This window comes from Mesorhizobium kowhaii, assembly GCF_042431665.1.
Classification (GTDB): domain Bacteria; phylum Pseudomonadota; class Alphaproteobacteria; order Rhizobiales; family Rhizobiaceae; genus Mesorhizobium; species Mesorhizobium kowhaii.
Genome location: NZ_JBHLYT010000002.1, coordinates 366,251 through 391,074 on the forward strand (window position 1 = coordinate 366,251; position 24,824 = coordinate 391,074).

Here is a 24,824-nt window from a genome sequence, read left to right on the forward strand (position 1 = left end):
TCGACGCGACGCGCTTTAGTGGTCCGCGACCATAGATCAGCTTTCGGATTCAAGGGAGCAAAATTCTGATAAAACCGCGCCGAAACAGCGGGATGGCGCCACAAGCTGACTCTGTTGCCAAGTCCGGATTTTGCCAGCCTGGCGAACCGTGCACCGTCAGGACGCGGCGGTGTTCTCGCGCAGCAGCCGCTCGGCCGCCGCACGCGCCTCGTCGGTGATGGTGGCGCCGGCGAGCATGCGCGCGATCTCTTCCTGCCGCGCCGGACGGTCCATCTCGGCAATGCCAGTCGCGACGCGGTCGGCGCCGCCCGACTTGGAGATCAGGAAATGCGTCGCCGCGCGCGCCGCCACCTGCGGCGCATGCGTGACCGACAGCACCTGGACGCGCTTCGACAGCCGCGCCAGTCGCTGGCCGATGGCGTCGGCGACAGCGCCGCCCACGCCGGTGTCGATTTCATCGAAAACCAGCGTCGGCGCCGAACCACGGTCGGCCAGCGCCACCTTCAGCGCCAAAAGGAAGCGCGAAAGCTCGCCGCCGGAAGCCACTTTCATCATCGGCCCGGGCCGCGTGCCTGGATTGGTGCGCACCCAGAACTCGATCTGGTCGATACCCTCTTCCATGCGGCTCTCGGCCTCGCTCTCCATCTCGACGATGAAGGCGGCGCGTTCGAGCTTCAGCGCCGGCAATTCGGCCATGACGGCCTTGGTCAGACCGACCGCCGCCGCATGACGAAGCGAGGACAGCTGTGCGGCGGCAATGTCATAGGTCTCGCGCGCCGCGGCAGCCTGCTTTTCCAGCCCGTGCAAGCGTTCCTCGCCGGCATCGAGATCGGCGAGATCGGCCGACATCGTGTCGCGCAATTGCGCCAGGTCGTCGACGGCCACGGTGTGCTTGCGTGATGCGGCGCGCAGCGAAAACAACCGCTCCTCCGCCTTCTCCAGCCGCTGCGGATCATATTCGGTGGCGCGCAGTGCTGCCTCGACCCCCGATTGCGCGGCGTCGAGCGACAGCATCGCCTCGTCGAGCGACTTGACCACGTCGTCGAGCAGGCCCGGCGCTTCGGTCACCTTGCGTTGCAAGCGTCTGAGCAGGCTCGCCAGTTGCGGCAAGGGCGAGGACGGGCCGGACAGCACATCTTGCGCATCATGGATTTCGGAAGCGATCTTCTCCGCCCGCATCATCGATGCGCGCAGCTCGGCGAGATCGGTCTCCTCGCCCGGCTGCGGATCGAGCTTCGTCAGCTCAGCCACCGCCGCACGCAGATAGTCGGCCTCGCGCGCGGCCGCCGCCACCTTGGCGCGGTGACGCGACAGTTCCTGCTCGCAGGCGCGCCAGTGCCGCCATGCCTCGCCGGTCGAGCGGACAGTGCCGAGATGGCCACCGAAGGCGTCGAGTACATCGCGGTGCGCGCCGGGATCGACCAAAGCGCGTTCGTCGTGCTGGCCGTGGATTTCGACCAGCGCGCGGCCGACATCGCGCATCAGCGTGACGCTCGAGGGCTGATCGTTGACGAAGACGCGAGTGCGGCCATCGGCCGTCTGCAGGCGGCGCAGGATGATGTCGCCGTCATCGTCGATGGCGTTTTCGGCAAGCAGTGTACGGGCCGGATGGTTGCGCGGCACGTCGAAGACGGCGATCACCTGGCCCTGCGCCGCGCCATGGCGTACCAGCGACGCGTCGCCGCGCGCGCCGAGCGCCAGCGACAGGGCATCGAGCAGGATGGACTTGCCGGCGCCGGTTTCGCCGGTCAGCACGGAAAGACCCGGCTGAAAGTCGATATCCAGCTTCTCGATCAGGACGATATCGCGGATCGACAGTCTGGAAAGCATCAGAACCCGGACCTATTGCATGTCGCCCAAAAGTGGACCCGGTTTTGGGAGAACGACATGCACAAAAACAAAAGACTTAAAGCGCGACGCGCCTTAAAGCGGCACGCGACCATCTGGAGTCGCAGCGCCGCACTATCTTTTTGTTTGAGCGCCGGATCAATCCGAAAAAGCGCTTCGCACGCTTCGGTCCAATGCTCTGGGTCAGGCGCCGCCGGTGATCATCTTCCCGGCCTTGGATATCCACGAGCCGGCATTCTCGCGCGGCGCAAGCCCATTGCTCTGCAGCAGCTTGTAGGAATCCTTGTACCACGGGCTGTCGGGGTAGTTGGTGCCGAGCACGGCGGCAGCGGTCTGCGCCTCCGAGGTCAGGCCCATCGCGTAATAGCTTTCGGTCAGGCGGGCCAGGGCTTCCTCGACATGACGCGTGTTGGAGTAGTTCTCCACCACGGTGCGGAAGCGCTTGACGGCGGCGATGTATTCGCGGCGCTCGAGATAGTAGCGGCCGATCTGCATTTCCTTGCCGGCCAGCTGATCGTTGGCGAAGCGCATCTTTTCCTTGGCGTCGTCGACATATTCCGATGTCGGCCAGCGCGTTACCAGGTCCTGCATCGTCTGAAGGGTCTGGCGCGCTTCCTTCTGGTCTTGCGTCACGTCCTTGATCTGGCGGTAGTAGCTCAAGCCGATGATGTACTGCGCATAGGCGGCATCATCGGTCGACGGATAGAGCGTGAGATAGCGCTTGGCCGAGCCGATCGCCTCATCGTAATTGCCCTGGCGATAGTCGGCGAAAGCGCCCATCACCATCGATTTGCGGGCGAATTCCGAATAGGGATGCTGGCGGTCGACGGCATCGAATTTGCGGCTCGCCTCTTGCAGGCGTCCGGCATTCAGATTGGCAAGGCCCTGATTGTAGAGAACATCGGCCGGCTCGGTCTGGTCGACATAGGTCGACAGGTCGATATCTTTCTCCGACGACATGCAGGCCGACAGGAAGAGCGATGGAACAACCACCGAAAGCGCCAGGAAAACAGCCCGCTGCGGCGCTTTCGATTGACCAACTCGCTTGAAGAACATGATTGGATTCCGCCCTTTCGGCGTTATTTCAATGCGTGTTGCATGCCGTTGTCCCAAACTTGGTCCCCACTTTTGAGCGACATGCACTAATCGAAGGCAGCAGCCATAAACCATAACCGCCTTGCCCGGCAACGCTATCGCCGGCCAATCGCACATTTTTGTGGCGATCGGACGCTGCTTGAAAATCCGTGCAATTTCACCAACAGGTGGTGCATTCGTGCAACACCTCTACCCGCCATGGAATCCGAAAAAAGTTAAGAAAATCAAATCATCCAAGGCGCGTAGAGCGGCGCGTTGACGGCGTTCATCTCGGCGCTGCGGCCACGCTCGCGGCGTGTCGTCTCGACGATCTCGAATGCCGTGCGATCCGACAGCAGCCGGCGCAGCGCAGCGGCATTCATCCTGTGGCCGCCGCGATAGGAGCGGAAGCAGCCGATGAAACGGGCGCCGGCCAGCGCCAGGTCGCCCATGGCATCAAGCGTCTTGTGGCGCACGAACTCGTTGGGATAGCGCAGGCCGCCCATGTTGATGACGCGGTTGTCGTCACCGATCACCAGCGAATTCTCCAGCGAGGAGCCGAGGGCGTAGCCGGCGGCCCACAGCCGCTCGACATCCTTCATGAAGCCGAAGGTGCGGGCGCGCGCGAGGTCGCGGCGGAAAATATCGGCGTTGAGGTCGGACGCGAACAGCTGCCGGCCGATCGCCGGGCTTTCGAAGTCGATCTCGATCTCGAAACGGGTGCCGTCATAAGGCTTGAACTCCGCCCACGAGGCGCCGTTCTCGATGCGAACCGGCTTGATGACCCTGATATAGCGTCGCTTGACCGACAGCGTCTCAACGCCTGCCTGGTCGATGGCTTCGACGAACGCCATGGCGCTGCCATCGAAGATGGGAACCTCGGAACCGTCGATCTCGATGGCGACATTGTCGATGCCGAGCCCGAACAGTGCTGCCATGATGTGCTCGACCGTGGCGATGTGTTCGCCAGCGGGATCACCAAGCATGGTGCACAGGTCTGTGGCGCCGACTTCGGAAACCAGGGCGCGGAATTCGCGGCCCTGCTCTGCGCCATTGAAAAGCTGGAAGACGATGCCGGTGTCGGCATCGGCCGGCATAAAGCTGATGGAAACTTCCTTGCCGCTGTGAACGCCGGTGCCGGTAAGCGACACGCGCGTCTTCACTGTCGTCTGATAGTCGTGCAAGACAATCCCCATAAGCCCGTAATGCCTAGGTCCGCTTCTCCAGCCCGAGGGCGCGGCTCTTGTTGAAATCGGCAGGCAGGGCGACTTTCCCCCGAAAACCCGGCAAACCGACCATGGTAGGCAGCGAAGATAGTGTCGAGGGAGGGAGACTCCAAATCACGGTTTCTTACTCTTTGTAACCGCGAACCGGATCCTGCGCCTCTCTGTAAGTGATTGAAATCACAATACTAAAAACGTTAACAGGCAAGCAATTCCTTGCCTGCCTGTTAACAATCGTTAAAGCTCGTTTACCGATCAGTTGGCCTGGCGGCGCAGGAACGCCGGAATCTCCAACTGATCGTCATCCTGAGTCGGCCTGACCTGCGGAGTCAGGCGGCCCTGCTCGTCCAGTTGACCGCGGCGCGGCGCGTAGAGCTGCGCGTCCTGGCTGGCAAGTCGGCGCACTTCGGGCGCTGCCTGGCGCAGCTTGGGTTCGCGCGGCTGCGCCGGCTGCAGCCGTGCAGGCTCTTCCTCGCGACGGGTCAGGCCGTTGGTCAGGCGCTTCAGAAGGCCCATCGGTCCGCTGTTGTTCTCGTGGTCGACCGGGCGGCTCTTGGCATCCACCTCGGCCTTGACGACCGGCGGAAAGTCCTCGACGCGCGGCATCCGCTGCGGCGCCATCGCAACCGGCTGCGGAGCTTCACGCTGCAGCATTTCGCGCGGCTGCTGAGCCGGCTGCACCACTGGCTGCGGCATCGGCTGTGCTGGCGGCGCTTGGAAGATCTTGCTCTGCGGGCGGAAATCCTCTGCGTGGGCAACGGGAGCCGGACGAGCCTGCGCCATGGCCGCTGCATTTGCTTCGGCCAGCTGGATGGCCTCGGCGACCGGGTCGACGGCGCGCGGTTCGTAAGCTGCCTGCTGGACCGGCGCCGGGCGGCTTTCCACCGCGGCGACGGCCGGCCGGCTGACCGGCTTCGGCGGTGCGGTGCGGATCGATATCGGCGCTGCGGCGATTTCAGCCGCCGACTTGTCGATGCCGGTGGCAACCACCGAGACGCGGATGACGCCTTCGAGTTCTTCGTCGAAGGTGGCGCCGAGGATGATGTTGGCATCCTGGTCGACTTCCTCGCGGATGCGGGTCGCCGCTTCGTCGACTTCGAACAGGGTCAGGTCGCGGCCGCCGGTGATCGAGATCAGCAGGCCCTTGGCGCCCTTCATCGAGGTCTCATCGAGCAGCGGGTTGGCAATGGCAGCCTCAGCGGCGGCCATCGCGCGGCCCTCGCCCGAAGCCTCGCCGGTGCCCATCATCGCCTTGCCCATCTCGCGCATGACCGAGCGGACGTCGGCGAAGTCGAGATTGATCAGGCCTTCCTTGACCATCAGGTCGGTGATGCAGGCAACACCGGAATAGAGCACCTGGTCGGCCATGGCGAAGGCGTCGGCGAAGGTGGTCTTGTCATTGGCCAACCGGAACAGGTTCTGGTTGGGGATGACGATGAGGGTATCGACGCATTTCTGCAGCTCTTCGATGCCAAAATCCGCCGTCTTCATGCGGCGCTGGCCTTCGAAATGGAACGGCTTGGTGACGACGCCGACGGTGAGGATGCCCTTTTCGCGGGCGGCACGCGCCACGACCGGAGCAGCACCGGTACCGGTGCCGCCGCCCATACCGGCGGTGACGAAGCACATATGGGTGTTGGACAGATGATCGATGATCTCGTCGATGCATTCTTCCGCCGCCGCGCGCCCGACTTCCGGCTGCGATCCGGCACCAAGGCCTTCGGTGACATGGGCGCCGAGCTGGATCAGCCGATCGGCTTTCGACATTGTCAGCGCCTGCGCGTCGGTGTTGGCCACCACGAACTCGACACCGCGCAGACCGGCGGTGATCATGTTGTTGACGGCATTGCCGCCGCCGCCGCCGACACCGAACACGGTGATGCGCGGCTTAAGCTCGGTGATGTCCGGCTTCTGCAGATTGATGGTCATTGTCTCCGTCCTTTGCCTTTCACGCCGCTTCGCCGCAGCGGCCGCCTATGGGGCTGTCCCCGTCAATTAGAAACTGTCTCTCAACCACTGACTCATGCGATGCAGTTTTCCGCCCGTTCCGGTCATCCTGAGACCGGAAATTCCTTTCGCCGGATGGCTCTCGAAGCTTGCCATCTGCGGATAGATCAGAAGCCCCACCGCGGCCGAGAAGGCCGGTCCCTTTGCCGCTTCCGGCAAGCCGGCCACGCCGAGCGGGCGGCCGATGCGCACATTGCGTCCGAGGATCCGGCGCGCCGCCTCCGGCAGGCCGGCAAGTTGGCTGGCGCCTCCGGTCAAGACAACACGCTTGCCCACCGCATTGCCGTAGCCGGATTTGTTCAGCCGGTCGCGCAGCAGTTCGAGCGTCTCGTCGATGCGCGCGCGCACGATGCGCGTCATCACCGAGCGCGGGATCTGCAGCGGCACGTCACCGTCGTCGCCGATCGGCTGGATCGAGACCAGGTCGCGGTCGTCGGCGCTGCCCGGCAATGCCGAGCCATGCATCACCTTCAGCCGCTCGGCAGCGTCGAGTGAGGTCGACAGGCCCTTGGCCATGTCCAGCGTGACATGGTTGCCGCCGATGGCAATGGCATCGCCATGGACGAACTTGCCTTCCGAAAACACCGAGATGGTCGTCGTGCCGCCGCCCATGTCGATGCAGGCCGCACCCATTTCGAGTTCGTCATCGACCAGGGCAGCCAGCCCGCTGGCATAAGGCGTCGCCACCATGCGCTCGACCGAAAGGTGCGAACGGTTGATGGAAAGCTCCAGATTGCGCATCGGCGCGGCGTCGCCGGTCAAGACATGCATGTCGACACCGAGTGCGTCGCCGACCATGCCGCGCGGATCACGCACGCCGCGCTCGGCATCGAGCGAGAAGCCGACGGGGAGCGAATGGATCACCTCGCGTTCGGCCTTGAGTGCCTGCTTGGCGCCGGCGCCGAGCACTCGCTTGATATCGGCCTCGTCTGCCTCGTGGCCGCCAAGGTTGATGGTGGCCGAGAAGGCTTCGCTCTTCAGCCGGCCGGCGGTCATGTTGACGATCAGCGAATCGACCGTCAGCCCAGCCATGCGCTCGGCCGCGTCGACGGACAGACGGATGGCATGCTCGGCGCGGTCGAGATCGACGACGACACCCGATTTCACGCCTTGCGACTTCTGATGGCCGATGCCGATCACCTGGATCCGGTGCGAACGGCCGCGCAACAGCTTGCCGTCATCGCTCGGCTTCAGCTTGGCCACCATGCAGCAGACCTTGCTCGAACCGACATCCAGCACCGTCAGGGTGCCGGACCGGCGCGACGAGGCATCGCCATGACCGCCAAGCCAGCTCATATCTTCGTCTCCGGCTTGCGCTTCAGGCTTTTCGGTTTTTCGTTGAGGGCGGCTTCGCGCTGCGTCGCCGCCTCCGGCGTCAGCTGCACGACCAGCCTGTCCGTCAGGCGCATGTCGACGGCAGCGATGTCGCGCGACAGCAGCCCCTTGTCCTGGTCCATCTTGACGAGTTCGGCGATCGCCTGGTCCTCGCCATCCTCGGGAAGCTTGACGGTGATGCCATTGTCCAGCTTGAGGTCCCAGCGCCGTTCACCGACGCGGACATAGCCTTTGATCCGGCTCGCCAGATCTGGGTATTTTTCGACCTTGGCCAGGAAGTCCGGCGCCTTGGCCGGCGCGCCGACCCCGATCAGCAAAGGCAACAGCACCTGCTTGCCGCCGGAGAACGGCGCGATCACGGCGCCATTCTTCTCGATAACCGAGAGCTCATCGCCCAGCTGCCAGAGAGCAAAGGGCGCGCGCTCCTCGACACGCACTTCCAGCGTGTGCGGATAGACCTTGCGCACCGCCGCGACCTCGATCCAGGGCAGACCGGAAATCCGTTCGCGCGCCGCCTCGGCGTCGAAACCGATCAGCGAGGTCCAGCCGTCGAGTTCGAGCCTGTCGAGGATGTCGATCTCGGATGTCTGGCGATTGCCGACCACCTTGACCTGATCGACGGCAAAGCCGGTGCGAGCAGTGATGCTCTGCACGATGCCGTCGACGTGGCCGCCGAGATAGGCGCCATAGGCACTGCTCGAGGCAAGCAGTACGGCAGACATCATGGCCGCGGAGAAGCGCGGCGCCTGGAATTCACCAACCCCCAGGCGCGCCAGAACGCGCACCGGGCGGCGAAGCACACGCGGCAGCACGAAATGGTCGAACGACAACGGCAGGCCGAACAGCGCCGGCCCGGCCGCGCCCTTCCCCTCACCTTGTCCCCATTTCAACGCAGACACGAAGCGTCCTCCACCATCCAACTCAACAAATCGCCAAACGAGTACCCGGCCTGGGCGGCGATTTCAGGCACCAAGGACGTCGGCGTCATACCCGGCTGGGTGTTGACCTCGAGCCAGACAACCTCGCCGTTTTCGGAATGCCGATCGTCATAACGGAAGTCCGACCGGGAAACGCCCCGACAGCCGATCGCTTGGTGAGCCTTGAGCGCCAGTGTTTGTATTTTTTGGTAAATATTCGGTGAAACTTTTGCGGGGCATTCGTGCTTTGATCCCCCAGCGACATATTTTGAATCATAGTCGTAGAAGGAATGACCGGTCGGGATGATCTCGCAGACCCCCAGCGCCACATCGCCCATTACGGCGCAGGTCAGCTCGCGGCCGTGGATGTAGCGCTCGACCATGACGGTATCGCCATATTTCCACTCGGACGAGCCGATGATCTGCGGCGGATGCGACTGCCCCTCATGCACGATGACGACACCGAAGCTTGAGCCCTCATTGACAGGCTTGACCACATAGGGCGGCTTCATCGGGTGCTTGCTCTGGATGGCGAAGCGGCTGGCGACCTTCGATTCGGCAACAGGGACGCCGACCGACTTGGCAACCCGCTTGGCCTGTTCCTTGTTCATGGCCAGCGCCGAGGCGAGCACGCCGGAATGAGAATAGGGAATGCCGAGATATTCGAGGATGCCCTGGATGGTGCCATCCTCGCCAAACGGGCCGTGCAGCGCATTGAAGGCGACATCGGGCCGGAGTTCGGCAAGCACAGAGCCGACATCGCGCCCGACATCGACGCGCGTGACCTGGTAGCCTTCCTTCTCGAGCTCATCGGCACAAGCCTTTCCCGAGGACAGGGACACGGGCCGCTCGGACGAGAAACCACCCAGCAGGACGGCCACATGCTTGCTTTTCATTCCCCGTCATCCCCTCTCACGGCGGACCAAAAACCAAGATTTCCGCAACATTGAGTCCGAGTCTCCCGGCAGGTTGCCCCCCAGACGGAAAAACGCGGGTAACGCGTCGAACGACTCAAATCAGGAAACGCTTTGGAGCAGAGAATCAGAGAGTTGATTCACTGGCAAGTGCTTACGATTCCGAGAGATTCACTTTCTGAGAAAATGGATGCGAAAACCGCGTCGTTGAGTCTTTGCGGCAACGGTCGTGGGCTATTTTCGGCCTCGTTGAAGTTCATGCATCACGTGAACTTCAACACGCGTTAGAGGAGCTGCCCGAGAAACTCCTGGACCGCATGCCCGGGCCGGAAATTGCCGATGCGTTTGATTTCCCATTGCAGCCGGATGCCGGAATTTTCCAGTACACGCGTGCGCACCGTCTCGCCGAGATATTCGAGGTCGTAGCCGGTCGCGGTTCCGGTGTTGATCATGAAGTTGCAGTGCATCGGCGACATCTGCGCACCGCCGATCATCAGGCCGCGGCAGCCCGCCTTGTCGATCTCCTTCCAGGCTGACGTGCCTTCGGGATTCTTGAAGGTCGAGCCGCCGGTCTTCTCGCGGATCGGCTGCACGGTCTCGCGGTGGTTCTGCACCGCATCCATCGCCGCCTTGATTGCTGTCTTGTCCTCGGCAAAGCCCTCGAACACGGCCGAGGTGAAGATCAGCCCGGACGGTGCCGCCGAATGGCGATAGCCATAGCCCATCTCGGCATTGCTCAGCGTTTGCACATTGCCCTTGCGGTCGAGCGCACGCACCTCGACGACGCGCTCGCGCGTCTCGACGCCATTGGCGCCGGCATTCATCCGCAGCGCGCCGCCGATAGCGCCCGGAATGCCGTGATAGAAATGGAAGCCGCCAATGCCGGCTTCGAGCGCCACAGCGGCGACGCGCTTGTCGGGCGTCGCTGCCCCCGCCTTGATTGTGGTCGGCGAAATAATTTCGGCCTCGCCAAACCCCTTGGCCGAAAGCCTGACAACAAAACCCGGAATGCCACCGTCCCGGACCAGAAGGTTCGAGCCGACGCCGACTATGGTCAGCGGGATCTCTTCGGGAACGGCTTTGAGGAACGCCGCGAGGTCGTCCTCGTCGGCCGGCTGGAACAGCACCTCGGCCAGCCCCCCGGCGCGAAACCAGGTGATCTTGTCCATCTCGGCATTCGGCGTCAGGCGGCCACGCAGGCCGGCAAGCCGGTCGCCAAGTCTGTCGATCAGGGCCTGGCCGTGCATCATGAGACCGTCCCGCCAAGCTCCTTGGGCAGCGCATAGGCCCATTGGGTGATGTTGCCGGCGCCGAGGAAAACGACGAAGTCGCCTGGCTTTGCCAGATCACGGATGATTGGCGCGATTGCTGCCGGACCTTCGATGTAGCGCGCGTCGCGATGGCCGCCGGCGCGAATGCGCGACACCAGCGCATCCGATGTCACGCCTTCGATCGGCTCTTCGCCGGCCGCGTAGACCGGCGCCACCATCACCGTGTCGGCGTCGTTGAAGCAGGTGGAAAACTCGTTGAACAGATCGTGTAGCCGGGTGAAGCGATGCGGCTGGGCAATGGCGATGACGCGGCCCTTGGTGGCGCTGCGCGCCGCCTTCAGCACCGCCGAGATCTCGACCGGGTGGTGACCGTAATCGTCGAACACATCGACGCCGTTCCACGAACCGGTATGGGTGAAGCGGCGCTTGACGCCGGCGAAGGACGACAGGCCCTTCTTGATCGCCTCGGCGGACAGGCCGAGCTCATGCGCGACAGCGATCGCCGCTGTCGCGTTGGAGACGTTGTGACGGCCGGGCATCGGCAGGCGCAGGCCGGCGATCGTCGTCTGGCCACCGCTCTTGCGGTTGCGGATCACCACGTCGAATTCCGAGATGGCACCCACCATCCGGTGGTTGGTGAAGCGCACATCGGCCTGAGCATTCTCGCCATAGGTGATGACGCGGCGATCCTCGATGCGACTGACCAGCGCCTGCACTTCCGGGTGATCGGTGCACATCACGCCAAAACCGTAGAACGGCACGTTCTCGACGAACTGCCGAAACGCCTCGCGCACCTTGTCGAAGCTGCCATAGTGGTCGAGATGCTCGGGATCGATGTTGGTGACGACGGCGATCTCGGCCGGCAGCTTGAGGAAGGTGCCGTCGCTCTCGTCGGCCTCGACCACCATCCACTCGCCGTCGCCCATGCGGGCATTGGTGCCATAGGCATTGATGATGCCGCCATTGATGACGGTCGGATCGAGCCCGCCGGCGTCGAGCAGCGTGGCAACCATGGAAGTCGTCGTCGTCTTGCCATGCGTGCCGCCGATCGCCACCGCCTGGCGAAAGCGCATCAGCTCGGCAAGCATCTCGGCACGGCGCACGATCGGCAGCAGCTTCTCGCGCGCGGCCTTCAGCTCGGGGTTGGTTTTCTTGATCGCCGTCGAGACGACGACAACCTCGGCATCGCCGAGATTTTCGGCCTTGTGGCCGACGAAACATTCGATGCCCTTGTCGCGCAGTCGCTGCACATTGGCGCTGTCGGCATGGTCGGACCCCTGCACCCTGTAGCCGAGATTGTGCAGCACTTCGGCAATGCCGCTCATGCCGATGCCGCCAATACCGATGAAATGCACAAGGCCGATGGTCTGCGGCATCTTCATACGTGCGTCCCCTTCCTGAAGTCTGAAACGGTTTTTTGGGACGCAATAGCCTCTGTGAGATCGGCGAGCAACCGTGCCGCGTCGGGCCGGCCGGCCGATTTCGCTCCTGCCGCCATGGCCGCCAGGCGCTCAGGGCTGTCCATCAGCCCGCCGAGGAGGGTCGCGATGCGCTCGGGCGAAAGCGAGGATTGCGGGTGCACTTCGCCACCTCCGGCGGCGGCAAGGGCCGCCGCATTCGCCGCCTGGTCGTGGTCGAGCGCATAGGGATAGGGCACAAGCAGCGCCGGCCGACCGATGACAGCGATCTCCGAGACGGTCGAGGCGCCGGAGCGCGAGATCACCAGATGCGCCGTCGCCATGCGCTGCGCCATATCGGTGAAGAAGGGCGAGACTTCGGCGGCGACGCCAAGTGCGGCATAGGCCGCCTTCACCCGCGCAACGTCATCGGCGCGTGCCTGCTGGGTGATCACCAGCCGTTTGCGCTGCGCTTCGGACAGCATGGCGATGGCCGCCGGCACTGCATCGGAAAAGAACTGGGCTCCCTGGCTGCCGCCGAACACCAGCAGCTTGAACGGCTCCTCCCCGGTCGATGCCGCATAAGGCGTCTTGGCCGCTTCCAGCACGGGAGGCCGGACCGGATTGCCTGTCGTCACCGTCTTGGCGCCGGCTGCACTGGTGTCCTGCGGCAGGAACCCGCCGGCAATCGCGTCGACACGCCCGGCCAGCGCCCGGTTGGCGCGCCCCATCACCGCGTTCTGCTCATGGATCAGCGTCGGCACCTTGCGCCGCGTCGCCGCATAGAGCGGCGGCAAGGTCGGGTAGCCGCCAAAGCCGACGACGGCATCCGGCTTGATCCTGGCGATGACGGCGGAGGCCTGGCGTACGCCGCGCCAGATTTTCCAGAAGGCACCAAGCAGGGCGATGGGATTCTTCGAGCCCATCGTCGCCGACCGGATCGGATGGATGGCGGCCGCCGGGAAATGGGCAGCGAACCGCTCGGCGCGGTCGTCGGTGGCCAGATGCACCGTCCAGCCGCGCTCGTTCAGCTCGTGCGCCAGGGCTTCAGCCGGGAAGAGATGCCCCCCGGTTCCACCCGCAGCGAGAAGGATGACACCCCTCGCCATATCACTCCGCCGGCAGGGCGCGCTGCGAGAGGGCAAAGCCCATCTGCTTGCGCTTTTCGGGCCGCTTGCGCGTCAGCGCCAGCACCATGCCCATCGAGATGGCGATGGCGATCTGCGAGGAGCCGCCATAGGAGATGAAAGGCAGCGTCATGCCTTTGGCCGGCACCAGCTGTAGGTTGACGCACATGTTGATGACGGCCTGCAGGCCGAAAACCGTGACCAGCCCGCCGACCGCGTAGCGGGTGAAGTCGTCATGCTCCTTCAGTGCCGTGTTGAGGCCGCGCAGCACGATGAAGGCGAAGATCGACATGATGAAGAAGCACATGATCAACCCGAATTCCTCGCCGGCGACCGAAAAGACGAAGTCGGCATGGCTGTCCGGGATGACCCGCTTGACCGTGCCCTCGCCCGGCCCGACACCGAACCAGCCGCCATTGATCAGCGCCTCGCGGCCCATGTCGACCTGGAACGTGTCGCCTTCGCCGGTGAGGAACTTGTCGATGCGCAAGGCAACGTGCGGAAACACCGAATAGGCGGCGAACACGCCACCGACGCCTGCGCCACCAAGCGCGATGATCCACAGCCATGGCAGCCCGGCCATGAAGAACATCACACCCCAGGTGCCGGTGACCAGCATGGTCTGGCCGAGATCCGGCTGCGCGACCAGCAGCGAGACGACCAGCGCAAGCAGCAGCATGGCAAACAGATTGCCCGGAATGTCAGGCTGGCGCTTGTGTTCGGCGAACAGCCAGGCGCACATGATAACGAAGGCGGGCTTGAGGAATTCCGACGGCTGGATCGACAGGCCGGCAAGCGAGACCCAGCGCCGCGCGCCCTTCACCTCGACGCCGATATAGAGCACCGCCACCATCAGCACCAGCATCAGGCACAGCATGATCAGCGCCATGCGCCGGATCTGCCTGGATTCCAGGAAGGACACCGCCAGCATCACGCAGAGCGCCGGCACGGTGAAGATGATCTGCCTGGTGGCAAAGTGGAAACTGTCGAGGCCGATGCGCTCGGCCACCGCCGGGCTGGCAGCGAAGGACAGCACGATGCCGAGCCCCATCAGCGACAGGAACGCCGCCAGGAACCAGCGATCGATCGTCCACCACCAGGTCGCAACCGGACTTTTGTCGAGACGGCTCTGCATTATCGTGCCCCTCCGATGGGTTTCACACCCTCGATAGCATTCGCAGCTTGCCTGAAGGCTTCGCCGCGGACTTCGAAATTCTTGAATTGGTCGAAACTGGCGCAGGCCGGCGACAGCAGCACCACCACTTCGCTGCTGTCGTCTTGAGCCGCGTCATGCGCGGCATGTTCGACCGCAGCGGCCAGTGTGCCCGATATTTCGTAGGGCACGGCCTCGCCCAAGGTTGCCGAAAAGGCGGGCGCCGCCTCGCCGATCAGATAGGCCTTGGCGATGCGCGGGAAGAAGCCGCGCAACGGCTCGATGCCGCCCTCCTTGGGCAGGCCGCCGGCGATCCAGTAGATGCGCGGAAAGCTCGACAAAGCCGGTGCTGCCGCATCGGCATTGGTCGCCTTGGAATCGTTGACGAACAGCACATGGTCCTTGCGGCCGACCTGCTCCATGCGGTGCGCAAGGCCGGGAAAGCTTTCCAGTCCGGATTGGATTTCGCCAAGGTCCAGCCCGACCTTGAGGCAAGCGGCAACCGCCGCCAGCGCGTTTTGCGCATTGTGCTGGCCGCGCAGCGAGCCGATGCCTTGGAGGAAAGCGACGCGGCTGTAGCGGCCGTGCACCGCCTCCATCAGGTTGCTGCCGTCGGCGAAATAGCCGTCGGTGAGCGGCAGCCGCTTGGAAATGCGGATGACATGCCGCCCCGCCCGCTCCAGCCGCTCGGCGATCTGCGCGCACCAGGAATCGTCGATGCCGATGATCGCCGTCTCGCTGCCAGCCACCAGCCGCTCCTTGATCGAGGCGTAGTGCTGCATGGTGCCGTGGCGATCGAGATGGTCGGGCGTCAAATTGAGCAGGATGCCGGCCGTCGGGTTGATCGAGGGCGCGAGATCGATCTGGTACGACGAGCATTCGACGACATAATGCCGATTGGGCTCAGGCGGATCGAGCGTCATCACCGCGCGGCCGATATTGCCGCCCATCTGGGTGTCGCGTCCCGCCGCCGTCAGGATATGCGCGGTCAGCGCGGTCGTCGTCGACTTGCCGTTGGTGCCGGTGATGGCGATGAACGGTGCTGCCGGCGCGGCGAGCATCCGCTCACGGCAGAAAAGCTCGATGTCGCCGATGATCTCGACGCCGGAACCACGCGCCAGCTCCACCGTCCAATGCGGCTTGGGATGCGTCAGCGGCACGCCCGGCGACAGCACGAAAGCTGAGAACTTCGCCCAGTCGGCACCACGCAAGTCGCCGGTTGCGATGCCGGAAGCCGCCGCCTTGGCAACGCTGTCGGGGTTGTCGTCCCAGGCCAGCACGTCCGCCCCGCCGGCGATCAGCGCGCGCGCCGTCGCGATCCCCGAGCCACCGAGCCCGAAGAGCGAAACGCGCTTGCCTGCGAAGGATGCGGCGGGGATCAAGCGGCCTCCTATCTCAACTTCAGGGTGGACAGGCCGACCAGCGCCAGGATGACGGCGATGATCCAGAAGCGGATCACAACCTGGCTTTCGGTCCAGCCCAGCTTTTCGAAATGATGATGGATCGGCGCCATCAGGAACACCCGCTTGCCGGTCATCTTGAAATAGCCGACCTGAATGATGACCGACAGGATTTCCACGACAAACAATCCGCCAACAATGACCAGCACGATCTCGTGCTTGGTGGCGACCGCGACCGTGCCGATCAGGCCGCCCATCGCCAGCGAGCCGGTGTCGCCCATGAAGATCGCGGCCGGCGGCGCGTTGAACCAGAGAAAGCCGAGGCCGGCGCCGATGACCGCGCCAAGCACGACCGCCAGTTCGCCGGTGCCGGGCACGAAATGGATCTGCAGATATTCGGCGAACACGGCGTTGCCGGAGAGATAGGCGATGACGCCGAAGGACGCCGCCGCGATCATGATCGGCACGATCGCCAGCCCGTCAAGCCCGTCGGTCAGGTTCACCGCATTGCCGGCTCCGACGATGACGAAGCAGGAGAACGGAATGAAGAACCAGCCGAGATTGATGATGAATTCCTTGGCGAAGGGGAATGTCAGCGACGACGAGAATGGCGCCTGGCCGTTGTGCATGATCACCCAGGCGGCGATGCCGGCAATGACGAATTCAAGTGCCAGCCGCGCCTTGCCGGAAAAGCCGAGATGCGACTGCTTGGTCACCTTGAGATAGTCGTCATAGAAGCCGATCGAGCCGAAGCCGAGCGTCACCAGCAGCACGACCCAGACATAGATGCTCGACAGGTTCGCCCACAGCAGCGACGACCCGATGATGCCGGACAGGATCATCAGCCCGCCCATCGTCGGCGTGCCGGCCTTCTTGAAATGCGTCTGCGGCCCGTCGGCGCGGATCGGCTGGCCCTTGCCTTGCCGCAGCCGCAGCGAATTGATGATCGTCGGTCCGAAGATGAAGACGATCAGCGCCGATGTGATCAGCGCCCCGCCGGTGCGGAAGGTGATGTAGCGGAAGACATTGAAGACCGAGATCTTGTCCGCAAAATCGACGAGCAGTGTGAACATGCGCTTATCGTCCCCCGACCTAGGTCTGTTTGCTGGTTGTCGTTTCAGCCGGGAACTTACCCAGCAGCGCATCGACCAGTTTTGCAAAACCGATGCCCTTCGACGATTTGATCATCACCACGTCGCCTGGCTTCAGCGCGGCAAGCAGCACCGGCTTAAGCTCCTCGACACCGGCGCGGTATTCCGTCTTGATCTCGGCTGGCAGCCTCTCGGCCAATGCCCGCATTTCCGGGCCGCCCAGAAAGACGGTCTGCGTCCCGGTGCCGACGATGAGGTCGGCAAGGGCGGCGTGAAGCTTGGCCGAATGGTCGCCGAGTTCCAGCATGTCGCCGAGCACGGCGATGCGGCGGCCCTCGCCTGTCACCGGCGTCGCGTTGAGCAGCGCCATCGCTGCACCCATCGACGCAGGATTGGCGTTGTAGCTCTCGTCGATCAGCGTGATCGGCCCGCCGGGGTGGCTCGAAGTCGAGCCACCGGGGTGGCGCAGCACATGGCGCTTGCCGCGCCCGCGCTCAGCCGAAAGATCGGCCAGCGCCAGCGCCACTCTGTCGAGATCGGCGCCGACCAGATGCGCCGCGCCCAGCACCGCCAGCACGTTCTGCACCATGTGGCGCCCGGGCGCGCCGATCCGGGCAGTCACCTCATGGCCGCCGATCCTGGCGGTGATGTCGGAATGGTCGGCGTGAAGTTCGCATTTGACCAGCTTAAAGGTCGAGCGCGCATTCTCGCCGAAGCCGTATACGTGCTCGACCCCAGCGGCATGCGCCATCTTGTCCAGAAGCTTCCAGCGCGCGTCGTCGCGGTTGAGGATGGCCGCGCCGTCAGGTTCCAAGCCTTCGAAAATCTCGGCCTTGGCTCTGGCGATCTCGTCGAGATTGCGAAAGAAGCCAAGATGCGCCGCCGCGATCATGGTGACGATGGCGACATGCGGCCTCACCATTTTGACCAGCGGCCGAATCTCGTCTGGGTGATTCATGCCGATTTCGAACACGGCGTAGTCGCAATCGACCGGCATGCGCGCCAGCGTCAGCGGCACGCCCCAGTGATTGTTGAAGGACTGCGCCGAGGCATGCACCTTGCCGACCGCCGACAGCACGTGGCGCAGCGCTTCCTTGGTGGTGGTCTTGCCGGCCGAACCGGTCACTGCGATGATCTTGGCCCCAGAGCGGGCGCGCGCCGCGACACCAAGCTTTTCAAGTGCGGCCAGCACATCTTCGACGACGATGATCGGCGCCGTCAGCCGGCCGAGCGACGGCAGCTTGCCTTCCGCCACCACCAGCACGCCGGCGCCGGCCTTGATGGCGGCGGTGGCGAAGTCATGGCCGTCCATCGCCTCGCCCTTGATGGCGAAGAAGGCGTCGCCCGGCTGCAGGCTGCGGCTGTCGATCGAAATGCCCGATATGCCTTCCGGCATTGGCCCGAGCGGCCGCCCGTCCATGGCGGCAACCAGCGCCTCGGAGGTCCACAGCAAGCTCATGCGACACGCTCCCGCAGTGCGGCGCGAACTTCCTCATGATCGGAGAAATGTAGGGTTTCGGTGCCGATCGTCTGGCCTTCCTCGTGGCCCTTGCCGGCCACGATCAACGTGTCGCCGGCATGCAGCATTGCGACCGCCTCGTGGATCGCCTGGCGACGATCGCCGATCTCGATGGCGCCTGGCGCGGCGGCAAGGATGGCGGCGCGGATCGTTTCCGGCACTTCCGAGCGTGGATTGTCGTCGGTGACGATGACGACATCGGCAAGCCGGGTCGCGATCTCGCCCATGATCGGCCGCTTGCCGCGGTCACGGTCGCCGCCGCAGCCGAACACGACGATGACGCGGCCGGTGGTGAACGGGCGCACCGAGGCCAGCACGTTTTCGAGCGCATCGGGCTTATGGGCATAGTCGACATAGACCGGCGCACCGTTGGTGGTGGTGCCGACAAGGTCGAGCCGGCCCGGTGCGCCCTTCAGTTTCTCCAACGCCATCAAGGCCTTGGCGACAAGTGTTCCGGTGGAAATAGCAAGCCCCGCCGAAACCAGCGCGTTCGAAATCTGGAAATCGCCGGCCAGCGGCAGGTCGACCTCGTAGAGCACGCCGCCAGCCTCGACCTCGGCGCGCTGGCGATGGCGCTCGTGCTCAACCCGCTTCAGCCTGAGGAAATCGCCATGGCGGCCAACCGTCAGCACCTCGAGCCCGGCAGCCTGCGCCGCCTGGATCGTCGGCGCCGACCACGGATCGTCGGCGAAGATCACGGCCGGCGCGCCTTTCGGCAGCAGCGTGTCGAACAGGCGTAATTTGGCGCGGTGGTAGTCCTCGATGGTCGGATGATAGTCCATATGGTCGCGGCCGAGATTGGTGAAGCCGCCGGCTGCCAGCCTCACGCCGTCGAGGCGGCGCTGGTCGAGCCCATGGCTGGAGGCTTCCATCGAGGCGTGGGTGACGCCGGCATCCGCCAATTCCTTGAGCAACTGGTGCAAGGCGACCGGATCGGGCGTCGTCAGCGAGCCATAGTCGTTGCGGCCCGGCGCCACCACACCGGTGGTGCCGATCGAAGCGGCGGCATAGCCGGTCTGCTCCCAGATCTGCCTGGTGAAGGCGGCGACCGATGTCTTGCCGCTGGTGCCGGTCACCGCGACCATGGTCTCAGGTTGCCTGCCGAAATAGCGGGCCGCACTCAGCGCCAGCGCCAGACGCGGATCATCGACCGCCAATACCGGAACCGACAGCCCGGCGATGGCGCTGCCCGCGACGATTGCGGCGGCACCACGCCGGGCAGCGTCGGCAGCATAGGTCACGCCATCCGCCTTGGTACCGGCGAGCGCGAAGAAGACGACGCCCGGTTTTACCTGGCGAGAATCCGACGAAATCCCGGTAACCTCCAGATCGGCGGAAGCTGTTCCTTCGACTGGCAGGATACCGGCTAGATCTCTGAGCTTCATCGAGTCCCGTTCACTGCAACAAAATAGCGCGCAGTTGCCGGCGCGCCCCAAGAATCACTGATAGGAAACCAGCGTTGCACCATTTTCATGGCTGAAATCTGGCTTCACGCCAAGCATGGCCGCGGAACGCCTGATGATATTACCGGCCATAACCCCCGCATTCGAGGCCGCGACGTCTGTCATGCCAGGCTTTTCCGGGTGCGGGGCGTCGGCAATCGTAAACACGAGGTATTGCGGATCGTCCATCGGGAAGGCGGCGACGAAGGTATTGAAATTCAATTCCTTCGAGTAGCGGCCATTGATGACCTTCTCGGCTGTCCCGGTCTTGCCGCCAACGCGGTAGCCGGGGACTCTGGCGTTTCTGGCCGAACCCTTCTCTGCGTTAAGCGTATAGAGGTAGCGCATGCCATCGACCGTCTTGTCGCCGACCACTTTCTTAGCCACCGCCATCGCTTCTGCCTGTGTGCGGATCAGGAAGGTAGGGTTCATCAGGAAGCCGCCATTCATCAGCGCCGCGCAGCCGACAGCTGCTTGCAGAGGCGTCGTCGACACGCCATGGCCGAAGGCGATGGTGAACGAATTGACCTGTTTCCAGACCTTCGGTTCAGTCGGGCGGGCGACTTCCGGCAGTTCGGTCTGCATCTTGTCCAAAATTCCAAGGCGATGCAGGAATTCGCGGTGCCCCTCGATGCCGACCATCTCGGCCTCCCTGGCCGACCCGATGTTGGACGAATAGAGGAACACCTCCGGTAACGACAGCACACGGTTCTTGCCGTGGAAATCGTGAATGGCCTGATGGCCGACCCGGATTGGATGCGAAGCGTCGAAGCGGCTCGCCATCGTCGCCTTGCCGGAATCGAGCGCCATGGCTGAGGTGAAGCTCTTGAAGGTCGAGCCCATCTCATAGAGACCGGCCGACATGCGGTTCAACCGGTCCTTGTCCTGTGCATTATAAGGATTGTTCGGATCGAAGTCCGGCACCGAGGCCATCGCCACCACTTCGCCGGTCTTGACGTTGAGCACAACGGCGCCAGCGCCCATGGCGCGATAGCGCTCCAGGCCGGCGGCGATCTCGTCGCGCACCACGTGCTGGACGCGCAGATCGATCGAAAGCTTCACCGGCTTCAGATCCTTGGCCACAGCCAGGCCCGATGCCTGCAGGTCGCTCAAGCCCTGCTCGTCGACATATTTCTCCATGCCGGAGATGCCCTGGTTGTCGATGTTGGTGAGCCCGACAATGTAGGACGAGGTTTCGCCGCTCGGATAGAAGCGGCGCTTCTCGGTGCGGAAGCCGAAGCCGGGAATGCCGAGCTGCATGATGTCGGACTGCTGCTTGGGCGTCAGCTGCCGCTGCAGCCAGACGAAGCCGGCGCCGCTCTTCAGCTTGTGGTAGGTCTGCTCGTAGTCGATCTCGGGAAGCACCGTCGACAGCTTCTCGATCGCTTCGTCGGCGTCGACGATGCGGCGCGGCTCGGCGAACAGCGAGGCCGTCTTGATGTCCGTCGCCAGCACTTCACCGTTGCGATCGACAATGTCGGGCCGCGATGCCGTCACCCGGCTCTGCGGGCCGCCCGACATGTCGGGGGTCTGGAAGCCGAGATAGACCAGGCGCCCGGAAATGGTCGCGAAGATGCCGAAAAACACCGCCATCGTCATCACGATGCGCGTCCGGCCCTTGCCACCGGTCGCCTTGCGGGCGCCCTCGACCACGATCGTCCCGCCTTCGCCGGCCCTGGTGCTGCGCTTCAGCAGTTTGCCGATCATTGGGCGATGCCTCCGGTCACGACGGGATCCTTGTCGCCCGGAGGCGCCTTATCGGAATTGTCGGCCATGCCGTCCTGGCGTCCTTTCAGGATGTCCTGAATGTCCAGGGCTTTGGCCGGCAGATCGCCGATGCCGACGATCTGGCGGGCGCTGACCGGCTGGAGTTCGAGCTGCGACTTGTAAAGGTCGGCCAGCTTCTGCAGCCGCGACGGCTGGGTGAGCAGGCTCCAGTCGGCCTTGAGCAGGTCGATCGTGTCCTCCTCATAGCGGATCTGTGCATGGATCTTCTGCACCGCCGCCAATTGTTCCTCGGCCTCGCGCTTGGTCTTGTAGGTAAGGGCCGCCGCCGAAACCATGACGGCGATCAGGACGATGTCGCTGGTACGAAACACGTGCTTACCTCTCCCCCGGCCGGTCGATGCCGGGAAGCTTTGGAAGGCCGAAAATCGAAAAATCGCTGCTGCGCGCCGGCGCGTCGGTGCGAATGGCAGCGCGCAGCCTGGCCGAACGGGCGCGCGGATTGGCCGCGACCTCGGCGTCGCCGGCAGTCACGCCGCCACCCGCCTTGCGGAAGGTCGCGGCGCGCGCCTGTGCCTCTGGCATATGGCGCGAGCCGGTCACGGCGTCGGCGCGATCGGCGATGAAGCGCTTGACGATGCGGTCTTCCAGCGAATGGAACGTCACCACGGCGAGCCGTCCGCCCGGCTTCAGCGCGCGTTCGGCGGCCAACAAGGCCTTGGCCAATTCGCCAAGCTCGTCATTGACGAAGATGCGCAATGCCTGGAAGACGCGCGTAGCCGGATGGATCTTGTCCTTCGGCGCGCGGCCGACGTGGGTCTCGATGGCGTCGGCGAGTTCCAGCGTGCGCTCGAACGGCCGCTTTTCGCGGCGAGCCTCGATCATGCGGGCGATGCGTCCGGCATGACGATCCTCGCCGAGGAAGCCGAAGATGCGGGCGAGATCGCCCGGCTTGAAGGAATTGACGACATCGGCGGCGCTGAGGCCCGCTTGCGCCATGCGCATGTCGAGCGGCCCGTCGGCGCGGAATGAAAACCCGCGCTCGGCCTGATCGAGCTGCATCGAGGATACGCCAATGTCCAGCACGACGCCGTCGGCGCTCTCGACATGTTCGTCCAGCGTCGAGAACGGCGCCTGCACCAGCCTCAATCGGCCGCCTGATTGCGCCTCGAGATCGCGCCCGGCCGCGATGGCATCCGGATCGCGATCGATCGCCACCACGGAAGCGCCCGTCGCCAGAATGGCCTTGGTGTAACCGCCGGCGCCGAACGTGCCGTCGATGATGATGTCGCCCTTCGCCGGCGCCAGTGCTTCGAGCACTTCGCCAAGGAGGACCGGAATGTGGCGGGCCGATCCGCCAACGGCGTGAAGGTCATCGCCGTGGCCCACCGTCATTCCGGTCGCTCCCCAGGCTTCGTCCCCTGCCGAAGCTGCAAAAGCCGGGCCCGCGCCTGCGCCCCATAGGCGGCTAGCCGTCCTGGCTCCCAAATCTGAAAGAAATTGCCACGCCCGACAAAGGCCACCTCCGCCGAAATGCCGGTGTGCTCGCGAATGAAATCGCTCATCGTGATGCGGCCGTCCTGATCGAGCTTCAGGAAGGCACCATCGCCATGGCAGAAGAATGACATGTCGTCCGCCGTCTGCAGGAAGGGATCTTCGAGCGCGATGCGCTGCTCGTAGCGGTCGAGCAGGTCGAGCCCGCCGACATCCATCGCCGGCTGGTCGAGGCAACGCAGCGCATAGAGTTCCGAATAGCCGCGCTTCTGCACGACGGCACGAAAATGCGCCGGAACGGAAACCCGCCCCTTGGCATCGATCCTGCTCACCGTGTTTGATAGAAACCGGTCCATTAAACGTCACAGCCGCTTGCGCCGCCGCACCCCTCTCCATCTTGTCGCACGCGCCGCCGCGGCGCGTCCCCTGACCCGAACCCACCTCGTCCATACGGGCAAAGACCGGCAAACGCGCAGCCGCCGCGGCTGCCCGATTGGCGTACGCTTTACCCTGACGCGGAACGAAGGCTTGAGTATCGAAATGGGATATCATGGGGCACTATGGGCGTCAACGGGAATGGCTTCACAAACACGCGCGCCGCGACCAATGAGAGCAGCCTTGACGGCACGTCTCCTCTTTATGGTCCATTAAGCCTAACGAAGCGTTTAGAGCCGCCTGGCCCAACCGGACGCGCCTTGCCGCCAGCCAGTGCCCGGCATAGCGTTTCGCCGCATCCGGTCAGTCACCAAGAGGGTTTGAGAATCGATGTCTGAAACAGCGAACGCACGCGCTGCGGCACTTCCCCATCTGCGCGACAGTGGGCTCGCCAAGGGCGACCCGATCCCCCTGCCGCTGACCATGGCTGCAATCTATCACACGCCCGGCGACGCCACCGGCTTCGACGAGTATGGTCGCTTCAGCAACCCGACCTGGGATGCGGTCGAACATATGCTGGCGCATCTGGAAGGTGCGCCCTGCGTCGCCTTTCCGTCCGGGATGGCTGCAATCTGTTCGCTGTTTTTCGCCCTGCTCAAGACCGGCGACCGTATCCTGCTGCCTTCGGATGGCTATCACACGACAAGAGCCCTGGCCGATCGCTTCTTGAAGCCATTTGGCGTCACCTATGATGTGAGGCCGACATCGACCTTCCTCGACGGCGGCTTCGAAGGTTACCGCCTTGCCTTTGTCGAAAGCCCCGCCAATCCGGGACTGGATATCTGCGATATCGCGGCCGTCGCCAAAGCCGCTCACATGGCCGGTGCGCTCCTTGCCGTCGACAACACGACGATGACGCCCTTCGGCCAGCGACCGCTCGACCATGGCGCCGATATCGTCGTTGCCGCCGACACCAAGGCACCCAATGGCCATTCCGACGTGCTGTTCGGCCATGTCGCCAGCCGCAATGCCGATATCATCACCGCCGTGACTGGCTGGCGCGAAATCTCCGGCAGCATTCCCGGGCCGTTCGAGGCATGGCTGGTGCATCGCGGCCTCGAAACGCTGGATGTGCGCTTCGACCGTATGTGCTCTTCGGCGGAAGTGATCGCGCGGCGGCTGAAAAGCCACCGGTCAATCAGCGGCCTGCGTTTTCCCGGGCTGGAAAGCGACCCGTCGCACAACCTTGCCCGCGCCCAGATGGAGCGCTTCGGCTTTCTCATCTCTTTCGAACTCGCCTCGGAGGACAAGGCCGAGGATTTCATCAACAACTGTGCCTTGATGCAGGCCGCGACATCCTTCGGCGGCGTCCACAGCTCCGCTGAACGCCGTTCAAAGAGAGGCGACGCGGTTCCCCTCGGTTTCGTTCGCCTATCGGTCGGCTGCGAGCCGGTGGAAGAGCTCTGGAAGGCGATCGAGGCGTCGCTGGACAAGATCAGCGGCTGACCGGAT

At 64.1% G+C, this 24,824-nt stretch carries 20 protein-coding genes; 1 reads left to right on the forward strand and 19 read right to left on the reverse strand.

Annotation, left to right across the window (positions count from 1 at the left end; genetic code table 11):
* Positions 1 to 156: 156 nt before the first annotated feature.
* The 19 genes from recN to mraZ all read right to left on the reverse strand — a co-directional run bounded on the left by recN (position 157) and on the right by mraZ (position 23,293).
* Positions 157 to 1,830: a DNA repair protein RecN gene (recN, locus tag ACFFNA_RS02535; RefSeq protein ID WP_378915339.1), complete on the reverse strand. Its 1,674-nt coding sequence runs from the start codon at positions 1,828 to 1,830 to the stop codon at positions 157 to 159.
* Between the two features lie 201 nt (positions 1,831 to 2,031).
* Complete coding sequence (locus tag ACFFNA_RS02540; RefSeq protein WP_111543668.1) at positions 2,032 to 2,904, reverse strand: outer membrane protein assembly factor BamD; 873 nt, start codon at positions 2,902 to 2,904, stop codon at positions 2,032 to 2,034.
* 263 nt (positions 2,905 to 3,167) lie between these two features.
* The gene (lpxC, locus tag ACFFNA_RS02545; RefSeq protein ID WP_378915341.1) at positions 3,168 to 4,118 is read right to left on the reverse strand and encodes a UDP-3-O-acyl-N-acetylglucosamine deacetylase; all 951 of its coding nucleotides are present in this window, start codon (positions 4,116 to 4,118) and stop codon (positions 3,168 to 3,170) included.
* Positions 4,119 to 4,400: 282 nt separating this feature from the next.
* On the reverse strand, positions 4,401 to 6,074 hold the full coding sequence (gene ftsZ / locus ACFFNA_RS02550) for a cell division protein FtsZ (RefSeq protein ID WP_378915343.1): 1,674 nt from the start codon (positions 6,072 to 6,074) through the stop codon (positions 4,401 to 4,403).
* Between the two features lie 66 nt (positions 6,075 to 6,140).
* Positions 6,141 to 7,448 (reverse strand): cell division protein FtsA, encoded by a 1,308-nt coding sequence (gene ftsA / locus ACFFNA_RS02555; protein WP_023757015.1) that lies wholly within the window; start codon positions 7,446 to 7,448, stop codon positions 6,141 to 6,143.
* Positions 7,445 to 8,386 (reverse strand): cell division protein FtsQ/DivIB, encoded by a 942-nt coding sequence (locus ACFFNA_RS02560; RefSeq protein ID WP_378915345.1) that lies wholly within the window; start codon positions 8,384 to 8,386, stop codon positions 7,445 to 7,447. Before ACFFNA_RS02560 ends, ftsA begins: the two co-directional genes overlap by 4 nt.
* Positions 8,374 to 9,300 (reverse strand): D-alanine--D-alanine ligase, encoded by a 927-nt coding sequence (locus tag ACFFNA_RS02565; protein WP_378915347.1) that lies wholly within the window; start codon positions 9,298 to 9,300, stop codon positions 8,374 to 8,376. Before ACFFNA_RS02565 ends, ACFFNA_RS02560 begins: the two co-directional genes overlap by 13 nt.
* Before the next feature lie 302 nt (positions 9,301 to 9,602).
* Entirely contained in the window at positions 9,603 to 10,568 is a 966-nt protein-coding gene (gene murB, locus ACFFNA_RS02570) for a UDP-N-acetylmuramate dehydrogenase (protein ID WP_378915349.1), read from the reverse strand.
* Positions 10,565 to 11,971 carry a UDP-N-acetylmuramate--L-alanine ligase gene (murC, locus tag ACFFNA_RS02575; protein WP_378915351.1) on the reverse strand — a complete coding sequence of 469 codons (1,407 nt, stop codon included), beginning with the start codon at positions 11,969 to 11,971 and terminating at the stop codon, positions 10,565 to 10,567. The genes murB and murC overlap by 4 nt, the downstream gene beginning before the upstream one ends.
* On the reverse strand, positions 11,968 to 13,095 hold the full coding sequence (gene murG, locus ACFFNA_RS02580; RefSeq protein WP_378915353.1) for an undecaprenyldiphospho-muramoylpentapeptide beta-N-acetylglucosaminyltransferase: 1,128 nt from the start codon (positions 13,093 to 13,095) through the stop codon (positions 11,968 to 11,970). The genes murC and murG overlap by 4 nt, the downstream gene beginning before the upstream one ends.
* Position 13,096: 1 nt before the next feature.
* Positions 13,097 to 14,248, reverse strand: coding sequence for a putative lipid II flippase FtsW (ftsW, locus tag ACFFNA_RS02585; RefSeq protein ID WP_111543659.1), 1,152 nt, complete (start codon positions 14,246 to 14,248; stop codon positions 13,097 to 13,099).
* Entirely contained in the window at positions 14,248 to 15,648 is a 1,401-nt protein-coding gene (gene murD, locus ACFFNA_RS02590; RefSeq protein WP_378915355.1) for a UDP-N-acetylmuramoyl-L-alanine--D-glutamate ligase, read from the reverse strand. The genes ftsW and murD overlap by 1 nt, the downstream gene beginning before the upstream one ends.
* 8 nt (positions 15,649 to 15,656) lie before the next feature.
* Positions 15,657 to 16,739: a phospho-N-acetylmuramoyl-pentapeptide-transferase gene (gene mraY, locus ACFFNA_RS02595; RefSeq protein WP_023765130.1), complete on the reverse strand. Its 1,083-nt coding sequence runs from the start codon at positions 16,737 to 16,739 to the stop codon at positions 15,657 to 15,659.
* A gap of 19 nt (positions 16,740 to 16,758) precedes the next feature.
* Positions 16,759 to 18,216, reverse strand: a complete 1,458-nt coding sequence (locus ACFFNA_RS02600; protein ID WP_378915357.1) for a UDP-N-acetylmuramoylalanyl-D-glutamyl-2,6-diaminopimelate--D-alanyl-D-alanine ligase — start codon at positions 18,214 to 18,216, stop codon at positions 16,759 to 16,761.
* The gene (locus ACFFNA_RS02605; RefSeq protein ID WP_378915359.1) at positions 18,213 to 19,661 is read right to left on the reverse strand and encodes a UDP-N-acetylmuramoyl-L-alanyl-D-glutamate--2,6-diaminopimelate ligase; all 1,449 of its coding nucleotides are present in this window, start codon (positions 19,659 to 19,661) and stop codon (positions 18,213 to 18,215) included. The genes ACFFNA_RS02600 and ACFFNA_RS02605 overlap by 4 nt, the downstream gene beginning before the upstream one ends.
* Before the next feature lie 54 nt (positions 19,662 to 19,715).
* Positions 19,716 to 21,425 carry a peptidoglycan D,D-transpeptidase FtsI family protein gene (locus tag ACFFNA_RS02610; protein WP_378915361.1) on the reverse strand — a complete coding sequence of 570 codons (1,710 nt, stop codon included), beginning with the start codon at positions 21,423 to 21,425 and terminating at the stop codon, positions 19,716 to 19,718.
* A complete protein-coding gene (gene ftsL, locus ACFFNA_RS02615; RefSeq protein ID WP_111543654.1) occupies positions 21,422 to 21,817 on the reverse strand; it encodes a cell division protein FtsL in 396 nt (131 codons plus the stop codon). Before ftsL ends, ACFFNA_RS02610 begins: the two co-directional genes overlap by 4 nt.
* 4 nt (positions 21,818 to 21,821) lie before the next feature.
* Positions 21,822 to 22,838, reverse strand: a complete 1,017-nt coding sequence (gene rsmH, locus ACFFNA_RS02620; protein ID WP_378915363.1) for a 16S rRNA (cytosine(1402)-N(4))-methyltransferase RsmH — start codon at positions 22,836 to 22,838, stop codon at positions 21,822 to 21,824.
* Positions 22,835 to 23,293, reverse strand: coding sequence for a division/cell wall cluster transcriptional repressor MraZ (mraZ, locus tag ACFFNA_RS02625; protein ID WP_111543652.1), 459 nt, complete (start codon positions 23,291 to 23,293; stop codon positions 22,835 to 22,837). The genes rsmH and mraZ overlap by 4 nt, the downstream gene beginning before the upstream one ends.
* Positions 23,294 to 23,702: 409 nt before the next feature.
* Between mraZ and ACFFNA_RS02630 the strand changes: the two genes are divergently transcribed.
* Complete coding sequence (locus ACFFNA_RS02630) at positions 23,703 to 24,818, forward strand: cystathionine gamma-lyase (RefSeq protein ID WP_378915365.1); 1,116 nt, start codon at positions 23,703 to 23,705, stop codon at positions 24,816 to 24,818.
* Positions 24,819 to 24,824 lie beyond the last annotated feature (6 nt).

Coding starts and splice junctions, on each gene's coding strand:
- rsmH (WP_378915363.1), bottom strand. CDS start 22,838: ATGACGGTGGGCCACGGCGATGACCTTCACGCCGTTGGCGGATCGGCC.
- ACFFNA_RS02540 (WP_111543668.1), bottom strand. CDS start 2,904: ATGTTCTTCAAGCGAGTTGGTCAATCGAAAGCGCCGCAGCGGGCTGTT.
- ftsW (WP_111543659.1), bottom strand. CDS start 14,248: ATGCAGAGCCGTCTCGACAAAAGTCCGGTTGCGACCTGGTGGTGGACG.
- ACFFNA_RS02610 (WP_378915361.1), bottom strand. CDS start 21,425: ATGATCGGCAAACTGCTGAAGCGCAGCACCAGGGCCGGCGAAGGCGGG.
- ACFFNA_RS02605 (WP_378915359.1), bottom strand. CDS start 19,661: ATGAAGCTCAGAGATCTAGCCGGTATCCTGCCAGTCGAAGGAACAGCT.
- mraY (WP_023765130.1), bottom strand. CDS start 16,739: ATGTTCACACTGCTCGTCGATTTTGCGGACAAGATCTCGGTCTTCAAT.
- mraZ (WP_111543652.1), bottom strand. CDS start 23,293: ATGGACCGGTTTCTATCAAACACGGTGAGCAGGATCGATGCCAAGGGG.
- ftsA (WP_023757015.1), bottom strand. CDS start 7,448: ATGAGCTGGCTTGGCGGTCATGGCGATGCCTCGTCGCGCCGGTCCGGC.
- ftsZ (WP_378915343.1), bottom strand. CDS start 6,074: ATGACCATCAATCTGCAGAAGCCGGACATCACCGAGCTTAAGCCGCGC.
- recN (WP_378915339.1), bottom strand. CDS start 1,830: ATGCTTTCCAGACTGTCGATCCGCGATATCGTCCTGATCGAGAAGCTG.
- ACFFNA_RS02630 (WP_378915365.1), top strand. CDS start 23,703: ATGTCTGAAACAGCGAACGCACGCGCTGCGGCACTTCCCCATCTGCGC.
- lpxC (WP_378915341.1), bottom strand. CDS start 4,118: ATGGGGATTGTCTTGCACGACTATCAGACGACAGTGAAGACGCGCGTG.
- ACFFNA_RS02565 (WP_378915347.1), bottom strand. CDS start 9,300: ATGAAAAGCAAGCATGTGGCCGTCCTGCTGGGTGGTTTCTCGTCCGAG.
- murG (WP_378915353.1), bottom strand. CDS start 13,095: ATGGCGAGGGGTGTCATCCTTCTCGCTGCGGGTGGAACCGGGGGGCAT.
- murC (WP_378915351.1), bottom strand. CDS start 11,971: ATGAAGATGCCGCAGACCATCGGCCTTGTGCATTTCATCGGTATTGGC.
- murB (WP_378915349.1), bottom strand. CDS start 10,568: ATGATGCACGGCCAGGCCCTGATCGACAGACTTGGCGACCGGCTTGCC.
- ACFFNA_RS02600 (WP_378915357.1), bottom strand. CDS start 18,216: ATGAGCTTGCTGTGGACCTCCGAGGCGCTGGTTGCCGCCATGGACGGG.